17 protein-coding genes are annotated in these 23,036 nt (G+C 41.9%); 3 read left to right on the forward strand and 14 right to left on the reverse strand.

Annotated elements, in window-relative coordinates:
- The 9 genes from QOW94_RS06985 to QOW94_RS07025 all read right to left on the reverse strand — a co-directional run.
- On the reverse strand, nucleotides 1-3,436 hold a 3,436-nt coding region (locus tag QOW94_RS06985; protein WP_502867255.1), incomplete at its 3' end, for a hypothetical protein.
- The gene (locus QOW94_RS06990) at nucleotides 3,423-4,976 is read right to left on the reverse strand and encodes a KxYKxGKxW signal peptide domain-containing protein (protein ID WP_283679611.1); all 1,554 of its coding nucleotides are present in this window, start codon (nucleotides 4,974-4,976) and stop codon (nucleotides 3,423-3,425) included. The genes QOW94_RS06990 and QOW94_RS06985, both read right to left, overlap by 14 nt.
- 311 nt (nucleotides 4,977-5,287) lie before the next feature.
- The gene (locus QOW94_RS06995; protein WP_283679612.1) at nucleotides 5,288-6,229 is read right to left on the reverse strand and encodes a LacI family DNA-binding transcriptional regulator; all 942 of its coding nucleotides are present in this window, start codon (nucleotides 6,227-6,229) and stop codon (nucleotides 5,288-5,290) included.
- Between the two features lie 92 nt (nucleotides 6,230-6,321).
- Nucleotides 6,322-7,776 (reverse strand): sucrose phosphorylase, encoded by a 1,455-nt coding sequence (gtfA, locus tag QOW94_RS07000; protein ID WP_283679613.1) that lies wholly within the window; start codon nucleotides 7,774-7,776, stop codon nucleotides 6,322-6,324.
- Nucleotides 7,777-7,778: 2 nt separating this feature from the next.
- Nucleotides 7,779-9,008: an MFS transporter gene (locus tag QOW94_RS07005; protein ID WP_283679614.1), complete on the reverse strand. Its 1,230-nt coding sequence runs from the start codon at nucleotides 9,006-9,008 to the stop codon at nucleotides 7,779-7,781.
- 175 nt (nucleotides 9,009-9,183) lie between these two features.
- Nucleotides 9,184-10,437, reverse strand: coding sequence for a Fic family protein (locus tag QOW94_RS07010; protein WP_283679615.1), 1,254 nt, complete (start codon nucleotides 10,435-10,437; stop codon nucleotides 9,184-9,186).
- Between the two features lie 300 nt (nucleotides 10,438-10,737).
- Nucleotides 10,738-11,748: a type I glyceraldehyde-3-phosphate dehydrogenase gene (gap, locus tag QOW94_RS07015; protein ID WP_283679616.1), complete on the reverse strand. Its 1,011-nt coding sequence runs from the start codon at nucleotides 11,746-11,748 to the stop codon at nucleotides 10,738-10,740.
- A 44-nt stretch (nucleotides 11,749-11,792) separates the two neighbouring features.
- Entirely contained in the window at nucleotides 11,793-12,158 is a 366-nt protein-coding gene (locus tag QOW94_RS07020) for a nuclear transport factor 2 family protein (RefSeq protein WP_283679617.1), read from the reverse strand.
- Nucleotides 12,145-13,146: an acetamidase/formamidase family protein gene (locus QOW94_RS07025; RefSeq protein WP_283679618.1), complete on the reverse strand. Its 1,002-nt coding sequence runs from the start codon at nucleotides 13,144-13,146 to the stop codon at nucleotides 12,145-12,147. Before QOW94_RS07025 ends, QOW94_RS07020 begins: the two co-directional genes overlap by 14 nt.
- 191 nt (nucleotides 13,147-13,337) lie before the next feature.
- Between QOW94_RS07025 and QOW94_RS07030 the strand changes: the two genes are divergently transcribed.
- Nucleotides 13,338-14,234, forward strand: a complete 897-nt coding sequence (locus QOW94_RS07030) for a DMT family transporter (RefSeq protein ID WP_283679619.1) — start codon at nucleotides 13,338-13,340, stop codon at nucleotides 14,232-14,234.
- A 1,135-nt stretch (nucleotides 14,235-15,369) separates the two neighbouring features.
- Here QOW94_RS07030 and QOW94_RS07035 read toward each other — a convergent pair.
- From QOW94_RS07035 to pyrF, 3 genes are read right to left on the reverse strand one after another with little or no spacing between them, the layout of a single operon-like run.
- The gene (locus QOW94_RS07035; protein WP_283679620.1) at nucleotides 15,370-16,314 is read right to left on the reverse strand and encodes a dihydroorotate oxidase; all 945 of its coding nucleotides are present in this window, start codon (nucleotides 16,312-16,314) and stop codon (nucleotides 15,370-15,372) included.
- Nucleotides 16,304-16,951: an orotate phosphoribosyltransferase gene (pyrE, locus tag QOW94_RS07040; RefSeq protein WP_283679621.1), complete on the reverse strand. Its 648-nt coding sequence runs from the start codon at nucleotides 16,949-16,951 to the stop codon at nucleotides 16,304-16,306. Before pyrE ends, QOW94_RS07035 begins: the two co-directional genes overlap by 11 nt.
- Nucleotides 16,938-17,660: an orotidine-5'-phosphate decarboxylase gene (gene pyrF, locus QOW94_RS07045; RefSeq protein ID WP_283679622.1), complete on the reverse strand. Its 723-nt coding sequence runs from the start codon at nucleotides 17,658-17,660 to the stop codon at nucleotides 16,938-16,940. Before pyrF ends, pyrE begins: the two co-directional genes overlap by 14 nt.
- Before the next feature lie 353 nt (nucleotides 17,661-18,013).
- Between pyrF and QOW94_RS07050 the strand changes: the two genes are divergently transcribed.
- Complete coding sequence (locus tag QOW94_RS07050; protein WP_283679623.1) at nucleotides 18,014-19,246, forward strand: MFS transporter; 1,233 nt, start codon at nucleotides 18,014-18,016, stop codon at nucleotides 19,244-19,246.
- A 45-nt stretch (nucleotides 19,247-19,291) separates the two neighbouring features.
- On the opposite strand, the gene QOW94_RS07055 is transcribed toward QOW94_RS07050, so the two are convergent.
- Entirely contained in the window at nucleotides 19,292-20,842 is a 1,551-nt protein-coding gene (locus QOW94_RS07055; RefSeq protein WP_283679624.1) for an ABC transporter ATP-binding protein, read from the reverse strand.
- A 228-nt stretch (nucleotides 20,843-21,070) separates the two neighbouring features.
- Nucleotides 21,071-21,727, reverse strand: coding sequence for a FecR family protein (locus QOW94_RS07060; RefSeq protein ID WP_283679625.1), 657 nt, complete (start codon nucleotides 21,725-21,727; stop codon nucleotides 21,071-21,073).
- A gap of 223 nt (nucleotides 21,728-21,950) precedes the next feature.
- Between QOW94_RS07060 and QOW94_RS07065 the strand changes: the two genes are divergently transcribed.
- On the forward strand, nucleotides 21,951-22,916 hold the full coding sequence (locus tag QOW94_RS07065; protein WP_283679626.1) for an aldo/keto reductase family protein: 966 nt from the start codon (nucleotides 21,951-21,953) through the stop codon (nucleotides 22,914-22,916).
- The last annotated feature ends 120 nt before the right edge of the window (nucleotides 22,917-23,036 follow it).

A 23,036-nucleotide genomic window follows, 5' to 3' on the forward strand; every position in this document is an offset into this window, starting at 1 on the left:
CACTAGTGGCGGCTTCGTTTGCTTTAGCAGCATCCGACTTAGCATTCGTGACTGCAGCTGCTTGATCCTTCTTATTGTTGTAATCAGCTTGAGCTTGGCTTGCAGCTTGCTTACCAGCTTCAGCACTAGCTTGAGCCTTAGTAGCATCACCATGTGCATCAGCAGCAGCGCTTGCAGCATCGTGAGCTACTTTAGCAGCGGAGGTAGCATCTGTTGCATTCTTTGCATCTGATGCATCCTTTGCTGCCTTTGTTGCATCACTGGCAGCTGAAGTTGCTTTACCAGCAGCTGTGGCGGCATCACTAGCAGCACTGGCGGCTGAGGTGGCGGCTGAGGTGGCGGCTGAAGCAGCACTGGCAAGGTCGATGTCCTTTGGATCCTTGGCAGCATCACTATTCAACTTATCAGCAGTTCCTGCGGCACTCTTAGCGGCATCAGCGGCACTAGCTGCAGCATTTGCGGCACTCTTAGCGGCATCGTTTGCCTTTGCGGCATCCGAGTTAGCATTCTTAACTGCATCGATTACATCTTGCTTAGCATGATAATCAGCGTTAATTGTATTTACATTGTTATTAGCAGAAACAGCATTATCTCTACCAGCTGCAGCACTCTTCGCTGCATTATTTGCAGCAGCAGCATTATCAGCAGCGGTCTTCGCATCTTGAGCGGCATTCGATGGGTTCTTTACTGCATCTGATGCAGCAGCTGATGCTTTGTCAGCTGCTGCCTTTGCATCACTCGCTGCACTGGCTGCTGAGTTTGCTGCAGAAGTTGCCTTATCTGCCTCTACTTGAGCAGCGGCAACGGCACTCGCAGCATTCGAATTTGTCTTATCTTTTGCTGCTTCCTTCAAGTCATTTAATGTGCTTGTAGCATTATCAGCAGCAGTCTTCGCGTCGTGAGCAGCATTCGATGCATCCTTATATGCTGAATTTGCTTTATCTGCTGAAACAGCAGCATCACTTGCACTGTTCTTATTATTGAAATCATTTAGCAAACCATTTGCAGTATCAGCAGCTTTTTGAGCTTCACCTGCATGGCTGGTTGCATTTGTTAAAGCTGTATTCGCATCTGTCTTTGCATTTTGAGCTTTCTTGAGATTGTCAATTGACGTTTCAGGCTTAGCCTTTGCATCACTATTGGCATCTGCGGCTGTTTTAGCTGCATCTGATGCATCTTTGTAAGCATCACTAGTGCTTACTCTCTCGGTTTCAGCTGTTTTAGCAGCATCTGAAGCGCTCTTATATGCAGCAAGTGCTCCTGGCTTTTCAGCATCTGCAGCATCTGATAGTGCGTCCCGTGCCGACGCAGCACTTGCAGCAGCAGTACTTGCAGCAGCATATTGATCCGATGCTTTATTGGCAAGATCTTCGGCTGAACTTGCTGCAGCACTTATGTCGGGTGCGGCCTTTGCAGCTGCCTTTTCTTGAGCCTTAGCAGCATCAGAAACAGCATCATTCGCATAACCCGTAGTATCAGTCAAAGCTTTTTGAGCTTTTCCTAAAGCATCCGAAGCTGCACTTGTCTTATCTTGAGCAACAACCGCATCCGAAGCATAGTTATCTTTTGAATCCGATGCAGCACTTGTTGCCTTACCGGCATCACTTGCAGCTGTACTTGCTTCTTTTGCTGCAGCAACTGCACTAGCATACGCATTGCTTGCATTTGTTCTATCAGTACCGGTAGCAGTTACGTCAGAATTTGCATCCGCACCCACATAGTTTTGGGCCTTGACTGCTGTATCATATGCATCACTAGCTCGTTTGTACTGATCGCTAGCTTGATCCGCTGCATCACTAGCTGCCTTATATGAACTTGTAGCTAAAGCAGCATCTGAATTCAACGCATTTACGATGGCGGTGTGAGTATTAGCAGCATACCCATCTTTGAAAGCAGTACCGGAAGGCTGACCATTCGTAACAGGTTGTGATAATGTGGCACTATTTCGATTGTTATAATCAGAAGCTGTTGTATCGTTAGTTGCTGTGTAGGTGACATCTCCGACCTTAGTAGTAACACCAGCTGAATCTGGTAATGTACCCTGCTTTCTGAACGTGTCCGACTTAGTCTGCTCAGTAGCAGCTTTTTCACCGGCAGCGTATGCAGCGTTCAGTAAATCAACTTCATTATTATAAGAATTTACATATGCTTGTTGTAAAGTACCTGAATCTGAAGAACCAGTTGTGATAACACCAACTAACTTCTTAAGTCCACTATATGGATCAGAATCATTTGGGTTAGCTTTAACATTTAAATTGTTTGAGCCAGCTAATATCGAATCCTTACCACCTACAACACCTACTTTAAAGTTATCAGGCTTTTTCGCTAACTTTCCACCGTTCCCTTTTGCTGCTGCATCGTGGGCATCATCATCAGCGTCTGCTTGAGCTTGGATACCAACTGGAGAAGATTGTAGGTAGTTCATGACAACTTGATAGTCGTTAGCAGCAACTGTAAATGGGTTAGTGGCTTCAGTGTTTAGAGACTTAGTATCAGTGTTATAAACGGTTCCTGGTTCAGCAGAGCTACCTTGGTTAACAAAGTTAACTTTTTTCTTTGAATAATCACCTGTAGGATCTTTCAAATAATCACTAAGTGCCGCCTGAATTGCAGTGATTTCAGTGGTATAAAGACTAAGAATGGTATTCTTTGCACCAGTTGCGTCAGCCGTGTAGTCGAGGAATGCAGATCCATCTTTATGGCCATCCTCTGTTAATTGAGCATACTGAGTATCATTAAGATTACCATCGGTGTGTAATACATCAATTATAGCTTTGGCATCGGTTTTTTGCTTACCAGCAACAGCATCGGCAATTGCCATTTTAACGATTGGTTGGCCAATTTGGTATCCATAGTAATAACCAACAGCTTCAACAAAGTTACTTGTATACTTAGCATCTTGTTTTTTATTAATAAAGTCTTGAATTGAATTGTAAGATTTATTTGGATCTTGACCAACACCAACAGTAGCTAATCTAGCACCAAAGCCTGTAGTACTATCAAATTTTCCTCCGTTTAACGCAAGGCCAAACGCTTCATCCATTCCTTGCTGGAAGTTGAATGCAATTTCATTTCTAATACCATTGGCAATTGAAGTATATACGTCATTAATGATACTTGATGTCGCAGTACCTGTTAGTCCAAAAAGTCCAATTAATTTCTTTAAAGAGGCGTTTAACCCAAGGGCATCATTAATATTTGCTGGCAAAGTTATTGAGCCACTTTGAAGTCCACCAATTGATCTGGCATCAGACAAAGCCTGTTTCATAATTCCGTTTTGAATCTGGTTAAGAGCGTAACTAATAAGAGTATTGACAGACGAAATGGAGCTCGTGGCATTATCCTTTAAACCAGTAAATGAAAATTGTCCTTCAACACCTAAATCTGAAGCCCATTTGCTAGAAGGATAGGCAAAGATCTTACTATTTTTCCCCAATCACAGAATTGCCAAGTTGACTGCCAAACCAGTTAGAAACTAAATCACCAACAGTGCCTAAATCTCCCCATATATTACTTGTGTTAGCTAAGTCACTTGGATCATAAGCGATAGTATTAATTAATGCCTTTGCATTATCCGGAACTCTTACCATATTTGCTACTTGATTTAGATATTCATCGATATGGCTTGCATATCCGTTCAAATATGCAACGTATCCCGCATTGTACTCAGCATTTTTTTCAGCGGTAATTGTCTGCGCTGTCAACTTATTTCTGTTAGCGGTAGCAATTCCTGAACTTCTAGTCCATCCACCAACTTTGATTCCATTTTCTGGAAATAACGTGAGTTGATAAATTTTGTTGTTACCTGAGCTTGAAGAATAAATAGCCCCTTGCGCCCAAAGTGGTCCATGGCTATCAGTACCATTATCCAAAGTATCGTTGTTGTTTTGATATAATTCCAAAATTTTAGCAATTGTAGTAATATCAGTTGCAACTTTAGAAACGTCAGCATAAGCATCGTTCAACCCGGCTTTATAGAAATCACTACCTGTATTAAATTGTCCACTTAATACAGAAGCCGCTTTAGTAGTCGATACTAGAACCTGTTGATTAACAGCATTCGTTGTTGCAGTAGTTGGTGTGTCCACCTTCAACAACTGCGATGCATTCAAAAACACGTTAGTAGCATCCGAATTATCCTGAGCTGCAGCACTTGCTACGGCTTGACTTGTCTGGACATACTTAACAGAATCACTTGGTGCGGCTGAAGCGTCACTTGTTGATTGTGAGCTTGCAGCACTTTCTACCAACGGGTTGTTGTCAGTTGCACTTTGTGATCCTGCTTTTGTCTTGTTATCAGCATTTTGAGTTAAAGAATCTGATGACAAGTCAGTTTTGTCTGTCTTGAGATCATTTGTTTTACTATCAGAATTCTTTGTAGCATCTGAGTATGAACTAGATTGGGCGTTACTTTCAGATTTACTACTAGAATTCGTATCAGTACTTGATGAATTGGTGGTTGAAGAACTAGTCTTTGAATCACCGTTTGTACTGTTGCCATTGGTAGTTGATGACACACTTGAGCCTTGTCCATTAGAACTTGAACCAGTGGTGGTTGAACTACCTTGGTTATTACTTACAGAATTAGTCGATGAACTTGAAGTAGTGGTCGACGAACCCTGATTTGAACTGCTAGTCGTAGGTGCCTGTTTAGGCGTTGTAGTAGTTGTAGTAGACGATTGAGTTTGCTGTGCTTGTGGCGCACTAGCTTGAGAACTAGGCGTACTAGTCATCGAGCTACTATCCTCCGGCTTTGATACAGAAACCAATTGTGATGATCTAAGTACGTTATCTCCGAGTTGAGACTGTGTGTCGGCCTTTACGGTCGAGCCTGAGCCCATGAGAAATGCTCCAACAGAGAGCATAAACATGCTGGCAAACACCCATTGCTTACCAGACTTGTACATTTTATAGTGCAAATCAGATTTGTTTGATTTACCCCATAAATTGTTACGGGAAACATTTTTTCCTTTCATTGGCGAAGCCCCCAAATATTTTCTAGATTCAAAAATTCCGTAACACATATGACCGATACACATGTGATACGCCCAAGGTGAAAATTACACTCTTTGCAAGTGTTCGAAAGAATTATAATACACAATTTAAAATAAATCACTAATTACGTCAAACTTTATTCACAATTTCTTCATATTTCTTCAATTGCATGGCTTATGCCATCTTCAGCGTTAATTTATGTATAAATATAATCAACCCCATAACAAATAGATTATTTCAACTAATTGATTTATCCCATTACAAAAGGCCTCGCATTTAGCAAGGCCTCTTGTTATTCACCCTCCACAAACTTCACCGGCAACGGCTCGGTTTCCGAAAGGGTTTCATTATTCATTTGGGCCAACAGCGTTTCAATCAACCGGTCAGCAATTGCCGAAATCGGTTGAACAATTGTTGGTAGGCGTGGCGATAACCGCCGCATTAGCTCACTGCCATCATAACCAGTGATCAAAAAGTCATCGTATGGTTTGCGTCCCGCCGCAAGAACGGTTTCCGCTATTTCGGTAGCTGCCATATCGTTACTGGCAATTACAGCATCAAAGTCACCTGGAAATAGGGACTGAATAGTTTCTCTATGCAAATCCACCGGAGTGTAATCAATTCCAGCCGCGGTGAAAACATCCACCGCTCCTTGCACTCTCATTAGGGTTGGTGACGTTGATGTATCTTCGTCGACCATAACGGCAACCCGTTTCATCCCCCGTTTGACCATAAACTCCGCAGCTAACTTACCACCAGCGTAGTTATCGGCCGACACGATGGGAATATTATCGGCCAGGTAGCGATCAAACGACACAATGGGAGCAGTAATTCGCTGGTACTCGTCAATGCCGAGATTATGAGAACTGGAAATAATTCCGTCAACTTGGTTTGCCTGCAGCATCCCCAGATACTCATGCTCAATCGTCTCGTTCTCAGCGGATGAAGCGATAATCGTTTTATAGCCCTTCTCAAACAGCTTCAACTGAATTGCGTTAACCAGCTCGGCAAAGAACGGATTGGTCAAATTGGGAATAATCAGGCCAACGAATTTCGATGACTTCCCCTGCATCGCCCGGGCAAGCGCATTCGGATGGTAGTTAAGTTCGGCCATCGCATCATGAACCTTTTTAATTGTTTTGTCGCTAAGTGAACCGTAGTTATTGATCACCCGGGAAACGGTGGTAACGGAAACTCCCGCCAGCTTAGCCACATCTTGAAGTTTAACAGCCATACGCGCACCTCAAAGTTCTTTTTCTACTATTATATATGCAACAGGCCGACGAACAAAATTGAATTTGCCATCGGCCTACTGATTATCTGGTTTTAGTTTGCAAAGAATTGCTTACCATTTTCTGAAACGGTGAACTTCTTAGTAGCAGCATCTGCCTCAAGCACAGCCACGTTCTTGCCATCCTTATCCTTCCGGGTAACGGTAATGGTAGTTTCCGTTGGGGTTGCCACTTCGATTGAACCGTCAAGGTCAAACGCAGCAAACTCATTACGCCATGCCAACAGCTTCAATAAGTTTGCAACTACTGGCCGTTTTACTTCTTCAGCTACTTCTTCCTTTGAATAGTAGTGACGATTGATGTTCCGACCTTCCTTGGTGCTTTCTAGCAAGTCGATATCATTAGCGCCGGCTAACAAACCAACGTAGTAAATTTGCGGAATTCCGGGAGCGAAAATTTGAATTGCCCGACTCAACAAGTAAGCATCATCATCGTTACCAAGGGCTGAATAGTAAGTTGAGTTGATTTGGTAAATATCAAGGTTGTTGTAGGCAGCTGAAGAATAAGTCTTCTTCACGTTAGCGCCAACCTTGTACAATTCGTCTGAAGCGTAGTCGATTTCTTCATCAGTCAAGATATCGCGAGCATCCACGACTCCGATTCCATCATGGGTATCAAGGGTGGTAAATTGCTTCATTGGGGTCATTTGTAACCACTTGGCAAGGCGGTTGGTCTTACCTGAGTACATGGTGTAAAGCGTGGTCATTGGTAAGGCAAAGTCGTAAGTATAGTAACCATGATCAGAAATCTTCTTTGGAATTGAGTAGTGTTCGTGGATTTCTGGAAGAATTTCCGCATTCATTGGGGCTAAAATTTCGCGAACTTCGTTTAATAAGTCCCAAATCTCTGGTTCCACGAAGAAATCATTAGTATCGATCTTCTTGATAGCGTAAGCAAAGGCATCCAACCGGATTAAGTCTGCGCCGTGGTCAACCATTCCCTTGAGCGTATCGCGAACAAATTGCATTGCGACCTGTGACTTCACGTTGATGTCGATTTGTTCCTCACCAAACGTGTTCCAGAGGTGTTCTTTACTTCCATCGTCGAATTCAATCTCTTGGATTGGAGCCCGGTCTTTTCGTTTGTAAATCAAGTCAACATCTTCTTGGGTTGGGCGGCCATCACCGGCAGCTTCCCAGAACTTTTCCCACCGAATGAAGAAGTCGTTATACTTAGAATCATCGTGGTTCTTCTTGAAGTCTTGGTACATAACCGAATCACGAGAAATGTGGTTAATCATGAAATCAAACATCATGTAGTAGTCCTCGCCAAGCGCCTCAACATCGTTCCAGTCACCAAAGGCTGAGTCGACAGTGGTGTAATCTGAAGGGGCAAACCCACGGTCACCGGCTGATGGGAAGAATGGAAGTAAATGAACACCACCGATGGCGTCACCAACGTTTTCCTTTAATACTTGGTGGAGTTCCTTGATGTTTTTACCCATTGAGTCTGAGTACGTAATTAACATTGCTTTGTTTTTAATTGGCATAATTATTTTTCCTCACTTGTTTTTTGTTTTGATGAAGCTGCTTTTTGGGAGAAGAAGATTCCAACTGCAATCAGCAGGAGAATCGCACCGTATACGGGGAATGGTACGGCTAGGGATAAACCTTCACTTGGTTTACCAAACACACTGTTGATCAACGCTGCCATACTTGGTGACAAGAACGAGCCGAGATTGAAGCCAATCAAGACCAGCGAAGTTACCAGCGATTGTTGCTTGAGGGGGGCAAACTTGGGTAGCAGATTGAAGATGAACGGTGATACTAACTGGAGGGGGAATCCGATTAATAGCAAACCAACAACCATAACGGTGAAGTTAGTACCAGCGAAGCCAAACATGAAGCTTGAAATCGCCATCAGAACTAATCCAATGTACACTGTGGCGAAACCGAATGCCTTTTGGAACCAACCATAAGTCATTCCGCCAAGGGTTGCCCCTACCAGCATTAGTGACAAGAACATTGAAGCACCGCTGTAGCCATTGCCATTGATTGCGACGGCTAAACTAGAGAACCGGTTTTCCATTCCAACGAAGTCGACAACCAGGAAGAAGGCAAACGCAACGAGGAGCCAGACCGCTGGGTTGATTTTTGAGGGGTAGTTGTCAGTAGCAATTGGTGCATCATCCACATCGGCTGTTTCTTCAACGACCTCCTCTTCATTATCATCCGGAACCCTTAATGAGAAGAACGCTAAAGCTGCAAAGGCCAAGGCGTAAACCAAGAATGGTGTGTGCCAGCCAAACATTAAGAGTGAACCAGCGACTAGCAAGGTACCAGCCTGTCCGAGTTGTTCAGCAGCTGCCCGCCACCCTAACATCTGGGACCTTGTGTTACCGTCGTACCAGATTGAGATCAGGGCAATGGCTTGGGAGTTATAGATACCAAGTCCGACACCAAGAATTAATCGGGAAGCTAAGATAACCCAGTAATTACTGATAAAAAACGGAATTATTCCGGCAATACCAACAATCGTAAGACCGATTTGAATCATTCGTTTATCAGACAATTTGAACGCCTGAGAAATAATTGGGGAGAGAATTACGAAGATCGTAACGGCAAACGATGGAACGGTGGCCAAATATTCAACTTGGGTTTGACTAACACCAAGGGCAGCTTTCAATTGGGGGAGAGCGCCTTGGATGGCATACGCACTGGTCAGTAATAGGGAGACTGACAGGAATGCGGCTTTAGTCAATAAACTGTTTCTACTTTTCATATCGACACCTATGCGGGGAGCATATCCTTTCCTAAAGACAAACACATTCTAAATTGTTAAACGTTTATCAATTCGATTGATGTAAATATAACACCGCTTACATTAATTGTCAAACGTTTAACAATTATAAATAAAAAAGGCTGAACCCCTTGGTGGTTAAGAGGTTCAGCCTATGTTATTCAACTAATCCTTGTTCAATAACATGTTGTAAAGGCCGTCCCTTAACCTTAATTAAGTCGCCAGTCTTTTCCATTTCTTTAATTATCTCTTTAATTTTATTTTTCTTATAAGTGCTAGCATCCTCATTGTTCATAAATTCGATCAAATCATTATCAATGATGCCAGTTTCAACAGACTCAGAAAAAATATATGACTGAGCAAAGATATACATTACGCTTCGTTGAATTTTATCCTCATAACGAATTGTCATTTTGTTATTCACAAAATTAAGTCTCTCAATAAGCTTTGACATATCCTCAATAACCTCTGACTGTCCCTGTTCGATTATTTCCAGGAGCTTTGATACAAACAGAGTTACATCAGCTCTATTTTCAGCAGCATCAGCCTGCTTAAATGCCTTGTAGTAGCTTGAACGTTCAGAATGAATAGATCCTGAAATTGACAAACCGGTAAACGTATCAAGTTTGCTTGCTAAATAAGACGCTAATAGATACCTACCAGTTCGTCCATTACCATCATAAAAAGGGTGAATATTTTCGAACATGAAATGAGTAACAACAGCTTTCAAAATATCCATTACTATATGATCATTCATAAATGAAATAAGCGAAACCAATTTCTCCTGAATTTCATTCTCATTAACAGGCGGGGTATGAACCTTGTTTGTTTCATTCCCTATATAAACTAACCTATTCCTAAACGTTTTTCCATCTGGTAGCTTATCCTTTGCAATCTCACCCTTTAACAACTCATCATAAACTTTCCGTATATCATTCAGTGACTTTATCTGATAAGTTTTACCCAAAATGGTATTACTGTACATTCTAACCGTGGATGATAGGCGGGTATCGGCATCATGGTTCGAGGACATTTCACTGATCACAGTTCCGATTTCTCGCTTAGTTGTTTTTACTCCCTCGATTTCATTAGTAAAATAAATTTCCCTGGTCAGTAACTTTCTTATGTAGCTATTCTTTGCTACCCCTGGAAGATTATTTGCAATTTCTGTAATTCTCTTTGAATTTCTAGTTATTGTATTTAATAGTGCGTTTATTTTAACCGTCTGAACAAAAAACAGGGGGTATTGAGACGTCTGCTTGTATTCATCGATATCAAGAATAGGAAACAGATTTGTAACAACCGTCGAAAAACCTTTGAGCCTTCTCTGATATTCATTATCAACTTCTTCATGACTCCTGGAAGGACCACTTCCATTATACTTATAGGTTTTTAAATCTTGATAATCCATAACTATCACCCCTTACTTCAAAAGTATAATGGATAATAAATTGAAAAACAAACGAAAAACCGGTTTTTGTTGCTCAATCTAACTTTGATTATTAAAAAAACGGCCTTTTTTCAATAATCAGAGCAAAATCCAGTTCTATTTATTTAAAAAACGGCTAGAATTAAAATAACATCTAATTTTTACTGTATGAATTTGCGAAATAAAGGAAAAATAGAGCAATAAAAAATACAGTAATAACTTTAAAAAATAAAATTATCACTGCATACTTTTTAGATAGCTAATTCTACTGAATAACTATTTTTACTTTTCACCATAAACCTTAGCCGTTCTCACCATGTTAGACACAAAGCCATACTCGTTATCGAACCAAGTTGCGGTTTTGATCACTTGGAAGTCACCATTCGTAGTCACTTCCGTCAGAGTTGGGTCAAAGACACCACCGTGGGTATCACCAATAATATCTGATGAAACGATTTCGTCTTCATTCCAACCAAATGATGGATTGGCCTTTGTATAAGGTTTAATTGCTTCATTAACTTGATCTGCCGTTACACCCTTTTGTTTGAAAACGGAAACCAATTCGCAAACTGAGCCATCAACAACGGCTACCCGCTGAGCATGACCCTTTAAATGGCCATCAAGCTCTGGAATTACCAATCCAATTGCGTTGGCAGCCCCGGTTGAGTGCGGAATCGTATTAGCAGAGGCGGTCCGGTTAGGGCGTGCTTTCTTACCCTTCGGACCATCTAGAATCATTTGGGAACTAGTAAATGCGTGAATAACGGTCATTGTTCCAACTTCAACGCCAAATTCCTTGTTAAGGAAGTAGGCCATTGGAGCAAGAGCGTTAGTCGTGCATGAACCAGCCGAGATGATTTGGTCATTGGCATCGATTGAATCGTGGTTAACGTTGTAGACAATCGTTTTCATTGGTCCTGCTGGAGCGGAAATCAGAACCTTTTTCACACCCGCATCAAGATGGGCTTGCGATTTTTCTTTGGAAGTATAGAAGCCAGTACATTCTAACACCAACTCCACACCTTCATTTTTTGCCCACGGAATTTGAGATGCATCCCTTTCCGCATACACCGGAATCTTCTTGCCGTTAACCACCAATTCAGTATCGGTTGAATCAACTTCACCCTTGAAGGTGCCGTGAGTTGAATCATATTTAAATAGGTAAGCCAGCATCGAAGGTGTTGTCAGGTCATTGATTGCCACGACTTCTAATTCCGGATCGTTAACCTCTAAAATTCGGCGTAAAACTAACCGACCAATGCGACCAAATCCATTAATTCCAAGTTTAACCATTAGTAAAATCCCCCTGTGTTTGTCTGTAAAATACGTCGATTTCGCTACATGATCTCTCTACTAGTAAATTGCCAGCGCTCACCCCCTTTAATGAGTTTGTGGCTCACTTGAAACACCTGAAAAGAGTTACTGTGCCGATTGATTAAAACGAGGACTGACCGAGCAGTTGCCTCATCGCCGCTAATTTCATCCACCAACGGATTGGCACAGATGTGAACCGTTCCCTTGGGTTCGTTTTGCCAAGTAGCGTTGATAAACGCCCGCAGGTTTTCGGAATCATCTGAATGACCTACCTCTCCGTAAATCGTCGCATCGTCAGTAAACAGCTCTAAATAACGGTCCACATTCCGGTCCGTAGCCGCACTATCGGCATCAATCATCAATTTAACAATTTGTTCATAGTTCCCCATCGTCTTTCCCCCGAATAAACTCTAAAACTGCTTCCCGTATCTGATTACCTAGTGACTGCTTAGCAATTACCGCTTGCATCACCTTTGGTGGTTTTGTATTGTAGTTGGTTGCCAACTGGCGCGAATACTGCCCAATGTTGAAGTCTACCGCAACGGAAGTAAATGAGTATGCCTCCTCTTCGGTCAGATCACTTGCTTCCCCCAGCATTTGAACGACCCGTTTTGTAGCGATTTCGATTGCTTCGTCCAGCGTGTCACCAGTCCCAAACAGAACCAATTCAGTTTCCGTTTCAATAACCGGAAACCTAACCCCGGAATGGTGACGAAGTGTGTATAAAACATCTAACCGTTTGGCAGCTGTCTCAATTGCCGTCTGGTCAACCACCCCGTTACCCTGTTTGGCATGAATATCTCCCAGCCAAACCCGACCACCTTCCTTGGCGACTGGTAAATAAACCGTAGCCCCGGTGGTGAGGTAGTTACTATTGAGGTTCCCCCCATAGTCACCGACTAGAATCCCACTGATCTTATCAGTACCACTTGGTTCAGTAGCAATCACCCCAACTAACGGCTTGAGCTGATAACGAATTCCCTTTACAAAATCCGCTACCTGATTACCTTCCGCAAACTTGAAATAGTGAATATAAGGCTTATCAAAATAGTCAGGAATCGCGCCTTCTTGAGGTGGAAATGAATTCCAACCCCAGTCAATGAGGTCGAGATTTAGAATCTTCATTGCCAACACATCCCCAGGTTTAGCACCCTTGATTTCGACTGGACCGACTAATGAGTATGGACCATTCGGATATTCCTTTCTGATTTGGCTCCGCTCGTTCGCGTCCATTTCATAAGAGGTCCGATTTGCCCAGTGCGTCCACATGTCAACGTAGGTTAGGACTTCGCCGGAATTGATTGTCGTTGCTGCCGGGGCAGTTGAATCCATGTAGCCGACCCGGACTGTATCATCGTTTGATTTTAAGACTGTCACTTCGAACCCCCCATTCGATATCTAGTCAACTTAATCTGAATATGACAGAATTATACTATGAAAAACCAAGTAAGTCGCAGATAAGAACTCGCCCTTGAAATAGCAACGTTTCAAGCAAGACAGCGGTTTCAAAAAATCGTGATTCTGGCGTGATATAATGGTTATTGTTATTTTTAGAAAGAGATGATCGAATGAAAAAACTCGCCCCAATATTTGTCGCCATTGGTGCAATTAGTTACGGAATCCCCAGGTCACTGTTCAAAATGGCTCACCACGGTGGCGTTACGGATGGTCTGTTACTATGTATGACGTTTACCATCGCCTTCATTGGCTTTAGTATAGTTAGATTTACCATGTCGGCTCCTAATCGTAGGGTTACCAATCGCAAACTAAAATGGTTGGTGATTGCCTCCGGAACGTCAATGGGCTTCACCAACACATTTTATATTCTATCTTTGAATTACGTTCCCGTCGCAATTGCCGCGGTGATGATGATGCAGTCAGTCTGGCTATCAATCGTCATTTCATGTCTGTTCAATCGCAAACTGCCAACCATCACTCAAGCAGTGAGTGTCGTTACGATTCTAATTGGAACTATTCTGGCTACGGGACTGTTTCCACTCCACCAATCCGTGTCCTGGCAAGGAATGGCGTTGAGTTTTCTGTCGGCGTTAGCCTATGCACTAACAATCCAATTTACTGGTAACATCGGTTCGACACTTCATCCGATGACAAAGGCGCAGTTGATGAGCGGTGGTGCTTTGATTGTTGTCCTATTGATCTGGGTACCAACGCTGTTTCCAATTCACAATTTAGCGATGGGCATAAGTTGGGGAGCAATCACGTCGTTCTTTGCGATGCTCTTACCACTGACCTGCTTTTCAATCTTTATGCCAAAATTGGCGATGGGGATTGGACCAATTATTTCATCGCTGGAGTTGCCGTCATCGGTGGTGTTTGCGTTTGCCTTGTTGGGTGAAACGGTGACGGGGAGCCAGGTGATGGGGGTTGGCCTGATTATTGTGGCGGTAATTGTTACCAATGTGCTACCGATGAGGATGGGTAGAAGGTATGGTGGTATGTCATAAAGGATTGATGAGAATATTCATTTGCGACACAATACGTAATCATCTTTTAAGCATTAGTATTAGCTTAGTGAGTCCATTCATTTGCAACACAATACGTAATCATCTTTTAAGCATACTATTGGAACGCCGTGGACATCGGTTTGAACTTCTCAAAGACAGAGAATTTCAAACTCGAGTCTTATTGTAGGGAGTAAACTCCCAACAATAACGACACGGCTGAATAGTATGCTTTTTTGATGATTACTCTGGCCACGTTTGTTCTTACATATATGTATAGTCCAGGATTAAAAATTGATACGTAAACCAACAGTCAATATAAGATAATGACTATCAGCCATGAAATGTAGTAGTAGCATGACTGATCCACCAAAAAAAGCAAAACTCAAACCCAATAATCACAAAAAGATAACACCTATCAGCCATGAAATTATTGTTAGTGGTTTACCACTTACAATAAGGCTAGTATTTGAAACTCTTTCATAGAGGTTCAAATCTATGCCCATGGCGTTCCATAGGTGTTATCAAAAAAGTGATTATTTGGTTGCTAATTTTGGATTCTTAACAATCTCAAACCTTTGTCCACCACGTTCTAATAGCATGTCAAAGAGTGATTACACTACTTACTCATAGGTGTTATCAAAAAGTGAGTATTGATCTGGCTAAACGCATTTTTTATAAGGCAATCAATAGCATGTTAAAAAATGATTATTAGTTTGCATTAATTTATTTTTATTAGATAATTCTATTTTAAGTCACCCTTAAGCTAACCTCCCTATACTACAGTTATTCAATAAGCAAAGGAGGCGCCACCACAATGAAAAGCCAACCACAATTCATTACAGAAAGGATGACCGCCACACCACTAAACAACTAATAACTGGCAATCAATTTCATTAACCAAACAACTCCTAATAATCTAACTACATCTATAAAAATTATAATTAGTAAAAAATGGATCAGCTTCTGTGAGGGCTGGTCCATTTTTAAAACTCTTTTCTCGCTTTTTCTTCATCATATTCGTCGGCATTTGATTCATGACCAAGATTCTTCATTTCTTCCTCAATGGTTGACTTACGAAATACAAAAAAAGATCCAGATTTCACCCTTCGAAATCCAAATCTCTCTTTTCTACCTATTATAGAGTCTTTAGTTTGCCTCTGAATTCATCCAGTGACTTGTAACCCTTTTGGTCCATAATTTCTTCAAGTTCGCGACTGATTCGTTCGAAAATGGCTGGGCCTTCTGGGCCAAACGCAGTTCCGATTTGAACAAGGTCAGCACCACAGAGAACGTGTTCGAATACGTCCATTCCGCTCTTGATACCACCAGTACCGATAATGCCGATTTCTGGGTTCAAACGAAGGCGGAAAGCCCGAACGTTTGCAAGTGCAGTTGGCTTTACGTATTCTCCACCGATTCCACCGAAACCACCCTTAGGCTTGATGATAACTGCTTCGGTCTCTGGATCGATAACCAAGCCGTTTCCGATTGAGTTGATTGAGTTAACGTAAGCAAGTGGGAACTTGTTCAATACGGCTGCAATTTGGTCAAATTGAGTAAGGTCAAAGTAAGGTGGCAACTTGATACCAAGGCGTTTGTTATAGAAACTAAATGCTTCAGTAAGTACTTGGTCAACGGCGTCAAAGTCGTAACCAACTTGAGGCTTACCCTTAACGTTAGGGCATGAGAGGTTAAGTTCTACCAAGCCATCGAAGTCACTGGCTTGCAAACGGTGGAGCATTTCAATGTTTTCATCGATAGAAGTACCGGCGATTGACATGATGATGTTGTTATTGCCAGCTTCTTGTTGTTTCATAACGTAATCTAAATAGTAATCAAAGCCGTGGTTTGGCAAGCCCATTGAGTTAATGCTTCCAAGGGGAAGGCCTTGCATCCGGGGACTTTCGTTTCCTTCACGAGGTTCGATTGTTGCACTCTTGGTGATGGCACCACCAGCAGATGAAACCATGATCTTGTTAAGGTCAACGACTGATGAACAACGAACACCCGCTGCGTTCATCATTAAGTTATCAAAGTGAATTCCAGCTAATTCTGATTGTAAAGATACTTTAGTTTGCATTTGCTTCCTCCTGTTTTGTCCAATCCCAAGGTGCTTTGTGCCAAGTTGATAAGTAATCGAATTGTTCTTTGGTAAACTGACCTTCATCGTAACCCTGTTTGATAACGTCTGAGTAGGTAAGTAGCGGATGAAGTTGCGTACCGGCTTCCTCAAAGTTCTTAGTTGAATCTGGGAACTCATAAGTGTAGATTGAGGCAACCCCATCAACCGTGTAACCAGCGTTGCGAACCGCGTCCACAGCCTTCAAAACACTACCACCGGTTGAAATCAAATCATCGATCAGGACTACGTGGTCCGTGCCCTTAATGCGACCTTCAATTTGCTTTCCAGCCCCGTGATCCTTTGGCTTTGAGCGAACGTAGATGAGCGGCAATCCTAGTTTTTGAGCAACCCATGATGCGTGGGGAATTCCGGCAGTGGCAACCCCACCGATAACCGTTGCGTCTGGGTAGTTAGCCTTGATGACTTCTGCTAATCCCTCGGCAATCATCTCCCGCAGGTCTGGAATTGAAATTGTCAGTCTGTAATCGGTGTAGATTGGAGCCAAGATTCCGCTGGCGTATCTAAATGGTTTGTTAAGGTTGATGCTGATGATTTTGTTATCGATCAATGATTGAATAATCTTATCTTTTTGCATTGTTCCACTCCTCTGACATTGTGTGATAGGCGGCTACTGGGTCGTCTGCTTTGATGATTGGCCGGCCGACTACTAGTGCGGTACTTCCAAACTGCGCCGCTTCAGCAGGGGTTGCGGTTCGCGATTGGTCATCCTTTGGATAGCCAGAAGGTCTAATTCCTGGAGTTACATACCAGAAGTCATCCCCAACTTGTTCGCGTAATGCCTTAACCTCAAGTGGCGACGTGATAACGCCGTCTGCGTTTGACCGCTTAGCTAGTTTGGCAAGGGCGACCACTTGGTCAACCATATCAAGCCGACTGTTCTGCTCATTTTTCAAAACTTCTTCGGTGATTGAAGTCAATTCCGTAACGGCAAGCAACTTAGGGGTTTGCACTCCGGCTTCTTCGCTACCTTCAATCAAGCCTTGTTTGGCAGCCTTTATCATCTCTGAACCACCGAGGGCGTGAACTGTAACAAACGTTACACCGAGGCGGCCGATTTGGCGCATCCCACTTTTAACCGTGTTAGGAATATCGTGAAGTTTTAAATCAAGGAAGATGTCATATCCCCGGTCTAAAATGTCCCGCACGATTTGGGGACCCTCACCGTAAAACAATTCCATGCCGATTTTAACGGTTAGTTTGTCATCCTTTGGAAATTTGTCGATCAGTTCAAACAAATCAGCGCGATCTGCAACGTCTAGCGAAACAATAAGTGGTCCTTGCATTTCATACCTCCGAAAAGTGAGCATAAAAAAAGTCCGAGAATTCAGCGCAGGCTACATTTGTTCAGTTGAACAAACTACCTCCGCATTATCACGGACATTATTATTAACTCGTCCGCTTTTGGCTTCTCTGAACCAAATTAAAGCTTTGTATTTGATAATTACTTTATCACGATGACGGGAGTTGTCAAGATTTTTCGAAGATAACAATTTACGGATTTCTAGTTTTTTCAGTCCCTTTATAGGAAACGACCTGATTTTTATTTTCGACCCCTTGTTTTTTATCGCCATTCGTGGAATAATCTACTTTAGCAAAAATAAAGAGTGCCCGTGAGCACTCATTTGGAGGAACGAAAATGGAAAATACTACTGTAAACACGCACACTCATGGCTTAACGACTAAGCAGAAATGGACGATTGCATCAACGAGTTCAGGCTTTGCTTTGGAAAACATGGATGTGCTTTTTCTTTCGTTTGCAATGAGTTCCATGATCGCTGACCTTCACCTAAGTGGTGGAGCTGCCGGCATGATTGGTTCAATTACAAACCTGGGAATGCTCTTTGGCGGAATCTTATTTGGAATCATCGGTGACAAGTTTGGGCGGGTCAAAACATTTACCTACACCATCTTCATCTTCGCATTCGCAACCGCAATGATGGCTGTTGCCAACAACATCTTCATCGTGTACGCATTACGGTTCCTTGCCGGAATCGGTGCTGGTGGTGAGTACGGCGTTGGAATTTCACTGATTGCCGAATCATTTCCTAAGAAACAAATCGGAAAGATGACTTCAGTTGCTGCAGTTGGTGGTCAAATCGGGGCCATCCTCGCAGCGGTTATCGCAGCCTTCGTTCTCCCAAGATTCGGCTGGCACGGATTGTTCCTATTTGGAATCGTTCCAGTTGCCCTCGCCTTCATCGTTCGTCGCAACTTAACGGAAACTACTGAATACGTTGAAGCCAAGAAAACGGAAACCGAATCTACTGGAAAAGCCGTGTTCGAATACATGTTTAGCACTCCAAAGGTAGCCTACCAAAGTTTAGCATTGATGATCATGACCACCGTTCAAATCGCTGGTTACTTTGGCTTGATGAACTGGTTACCAATCATCGTTCAAAAACAACTTGGTCTTAACGTGTCTGGTTCATCTCTCTGGATGATTGCCACTATCGTTGGTATGAGCCTAGGAATGATGACATTTGGCTCAATCCTCGACTTCTTCGGTCCAAGAAGAGCATTTGGAATCTTCCTAATTGCATCAGCATTGATGGTGTTCACGATTACCCTTGCCCATAACACCGTTACCTTACTTATCATCGGTGCCATCGTCGGATTCTTCTCAAACGGTATGTTTGGTGGTTACGGGGCGGTTATCTCCCGCCTCTACCCAACTGAGATTCGGTCAACCGCAAACAACATCATCGTGAACGTTGGCCGCGCCGTTGGTGGTTTCTCATCAGTAGTAATCGGAATCTTGATGGACCACTACTCACTGACAGTTGTAATGGCATTCCTTTCAATCCTGTACATCATCAGTTTTGTAGTAATGATTACATTGCCAGGAATGAAAAAGTTAGCAAATGAATAGACACAAAAAGAGTTATCGTCGAAAATCAGACGGTAACTCTTTTTTTTACTTATACTCATCCGCTTGAATATTGTAATAATCCCGATAATATTCATTTGATTTCATCAGATTTTCGTGAGTATCAAAACCAACTATTTTGCCATGATCCAACACCAATACCCGATCCGCCAGTTTTACAGCAGCCATTCTGTGAGTGATAAAAAATGTCGTCTTATCTTGCGCCATACTGATAAATCGTTTATAAATATCAGCTTCACTTTTGGGATCCAGCGATGCCGTTGGCTCATCAAGAATCAAAATCTTTGAATCCGCAAAAAACGCCCTTGAAATAGCCAACTTTTGCCATTGACCTCCCGACAAATCAATTCCATTGGTAAATTGTTTTCCCAACTGGGTCTTTAACGTTAATCCCTTCGATTTGAAATCGTCATAGAAGCCCCCATTTTGCATAGCTAATTCTATTCTTTCTGTATCGCCACTCTTTTTAATATCTCCTAATGAAATACTATCTCGAATAGTCAAAAAGAATTTGGAATAATCCTGGAAAACGGTACCTAAATTCGAACGAAAATTATGAATATCATACTCTTTTATATTTTGATTATTAACTGAGATGCTCCCATTGTTTGGATCATAAAATCGCATAAGCAATTTAACTAGGGTCGATTTTCCAGAGCCATTTTCCCCAACAATGGCAATTTTTTCACCACCCCGAACCACAAAATCAACATTTTTAAGAGCTAATTCCTTTGAATTTGGATATGAAAAGTTAATGTCTTTAAAAGCTATCGTTTGAATGCTGTCAGGAAATGTCATCTTCCCAGTGAAGTCAGAATCTTCTTCAATTGAAATGAATGTAAAGTACTTTTTCATATATAAAAGGGTGTCTAATAGTAGGCTTGAGCTTTCAATCAACGAGTAAACACTATTGGCAGTTGCCGTTATGGTAGAAACAAAGACCAGAAAAATTCCGGCGGATAGTTTCCCATCTCTTATGGAAACAACTACCCATACTAAACTCCCGAAACTGATCAACGTGCTGACCAAAAGCAGAATTAAGGACACCCACATCTGTTTAACTCGGGTGTCAGTAACTTTCCGGTGCATACTAAGATATGTACTGTGATACAGATTGATAAAGTAATCAAACATATTGAACAATCTGACTTCTTTTGCATCCCTTGAAGTCAGCAAAACCTCGCTATAATACTGTGCTTTTCTTGCGTCAGGACTTCTGGTAACCATTGTTTCAAACGAATCTTGCTGAATTTTATAACTAACCAAACTCTGTGGAATAATAGCCAAAAGGACTAACAGGCCAATTAGCGGATTATATTTTGATAGTAGAAACACCATCGAAATAACCGTTATCGCTTCCCGAATCACACTTATTCCAAAGACAATCAAATTAACTGGTCGCCATGAAGCCTCTGAACTAATTATCTGCAATTGATCGTAAAAATCCGCATTTTCAAATAGCTCAAGTCCTTGAACTGACTTTGATTTATTCATCAATCTGATATTGACGAAGGCGATTAACTTATCTGTTAAAACCCCTTGCACAGAAGTATTTACAGGGATAGTTGCGGCTGACAAAAAGAATGTTATTCCCCAAAATGTTAGTAGCGTTACCGATAACTGTTTTTTTAGTAACGAGTCAATTATCATTTGGGATATCTGAATTAATACCGCTGGAGACAGAGCTTGTATCGGAATTAAAAAAAGCAGTAAGGTACTACTGCTTCTAGATGATTTCCAAAAGAGGCCAAAGCTTTTAAAGTAAAGCGATATGTATTCACGAAAATTAGTCAAGGCTTTCATAAGCTACCTCCAAAAGACCGGAGAAACCCAATCTGTATATAGTTCCGTGATTTCATCATCAGTCAAATCATGTTTACTTAATGTTGTATACTTTTTTCGCATAGGCATAGAATCGTCGAAGGATAATTCAAGCTTAGTGTATTGGTCAGCATGATCAATAAAGAACTGTCTACCGTTTTCGTCAAACTCAACTATGTTAATGTCATAATTCAACACATAATAACAATCTATCGTATCAGTTACAGGCTTTATTAAGAGATTAGTATGACCCGGAACATAACAGCTAGTTCTATACTTACCACCACCCAGTACTTGTTGCCCTTCATCGTTACTTATAAAAACATTCCCGTAATAAACTGGACATTCGCCAGCAATTGTTTTTTTAATAGAAAAGCTCGAGTGTTTTCCTAATCTAAATACAACTCCGGTACTCGACCGTATTTCAACACGACCATTTCCCGTCCTTATTTCATAGTCCATCCCAATAAGCGTTCCTGATGTCAATTCAGTCATATATCCTAAAGGAGAAATTGAGCAAACATCATCCCCTGACAAATATGTAACCACATAGCTACAGGTTGACGGCAAGCCTTCTTGGCGAATTAGATAACTTTCATTATCATCAAAAAAAGTACCACTTTGTTTAATCATATTATCCATAACTATACGCCTCCTATAACATTAATCTAATTTTAATGTAATTAGATTAACAGTAAGATAGTCCCGTTTAATGCGTTTGTCAACAGAGATTCTAAAAAATAAAATAACATCCTTTTTTAATTTCATTAAAAAATACAGTTTTATACCTCGTTAGCTATTCGTTTTTCACCTGACGAAGAATATAATAAAACCAACCCTATTAAAAAAGGAAGCGGATATCCCGATGAAATATAGACGATTAGGCAAACAAGGCCTTAAAGTCAGCGAACTAGCCCTAGGAAGCTGGATGACTGATGTTAGTAGTGAAGATAAACAAGAACTTGCAGCTCAAAGTATCAAGGAAGCCTACGAAAACGGCATTAATTACTTTGATTGTGCTGATGTATACAGTCGAGGAGCAGCCGAACGTTTTTTGGGCAAAGCCTTGAAACAATTTCCGCGCAAGGAACTGGTAATTTCCAGTAAGGTGTTCTTCCCATCCGACACCGGAGTCAACGACCACGGTTTGTCTAGAAAGCACATCATGGAGTCAGTAGATCAATCACTTGCAAACTTACAAACTGACTACCTTGATTTGTACTTCTGTCATCGATTTGACCCTGACACACCCCTTGAAGAAACATTGACCGCCCTTAGTAACTTGGTAGATCAAGGCAAGATTCTCTATTACGGGGTGAGTGAGTGGCGACCAGTCCAAATTCTAAAGGCTCAGTTAGTGATCGAACGGTTAGGTTTGCACCCAATGAGTGTGGTTCAGCCTGAATACAACATGTTTGACCGTTACATCGAACACGAACTGATGGATGTTTGTGAAGAACTCGGATTGGGTATCGTACCGTTCTCACCACTGGCTCAAGGACTGCTCAGTGGTAAATACCGACTTGGTCAACCAATTCCAGCTGGCTCAAGAGCCACATTCCAAGAGGACCTCAAGGCAATGATTACGGATGACAACCTCAAGAAAGTCGATGAGTTGGATAAGATGGCCAAGGAATTAAACACCGACTTGGCAACCTTTGCCCTCGCTTGGGACATGAGAGATCCCCGAATTTCCAGTTTGATTACCGGGGCATCAAAGCCAGAACAATTGGCTAACAACCTAAAGGCAATCGACTTGGAAATTCCAGCCGAATACTTCGATAGAATTGATAAGTTATTTGGATTTAAGAAGTTTGAAAGAGAAATATAGTCAACTAGTAAAACAGTAGCCAAAAATATTGCTTCGGGCGTGAGACGACAAAAACATCTTCATATGCTTTTTGTCTCACGGCCGAGCTTTTTTAATTTGGTGCAGATTTCAACTTACCAG

Origin of the sequence: Lentilactobacillus sp. Marseille-Q4993 (genome assembly GCF_951230165.1) — a bacterium.
Taxonomy (GTDB): domain Bacteria; phylum Bacillota; class Bacilli; order Lactobacillales; family Lactobacillaceae; genus Lentilactobacillus.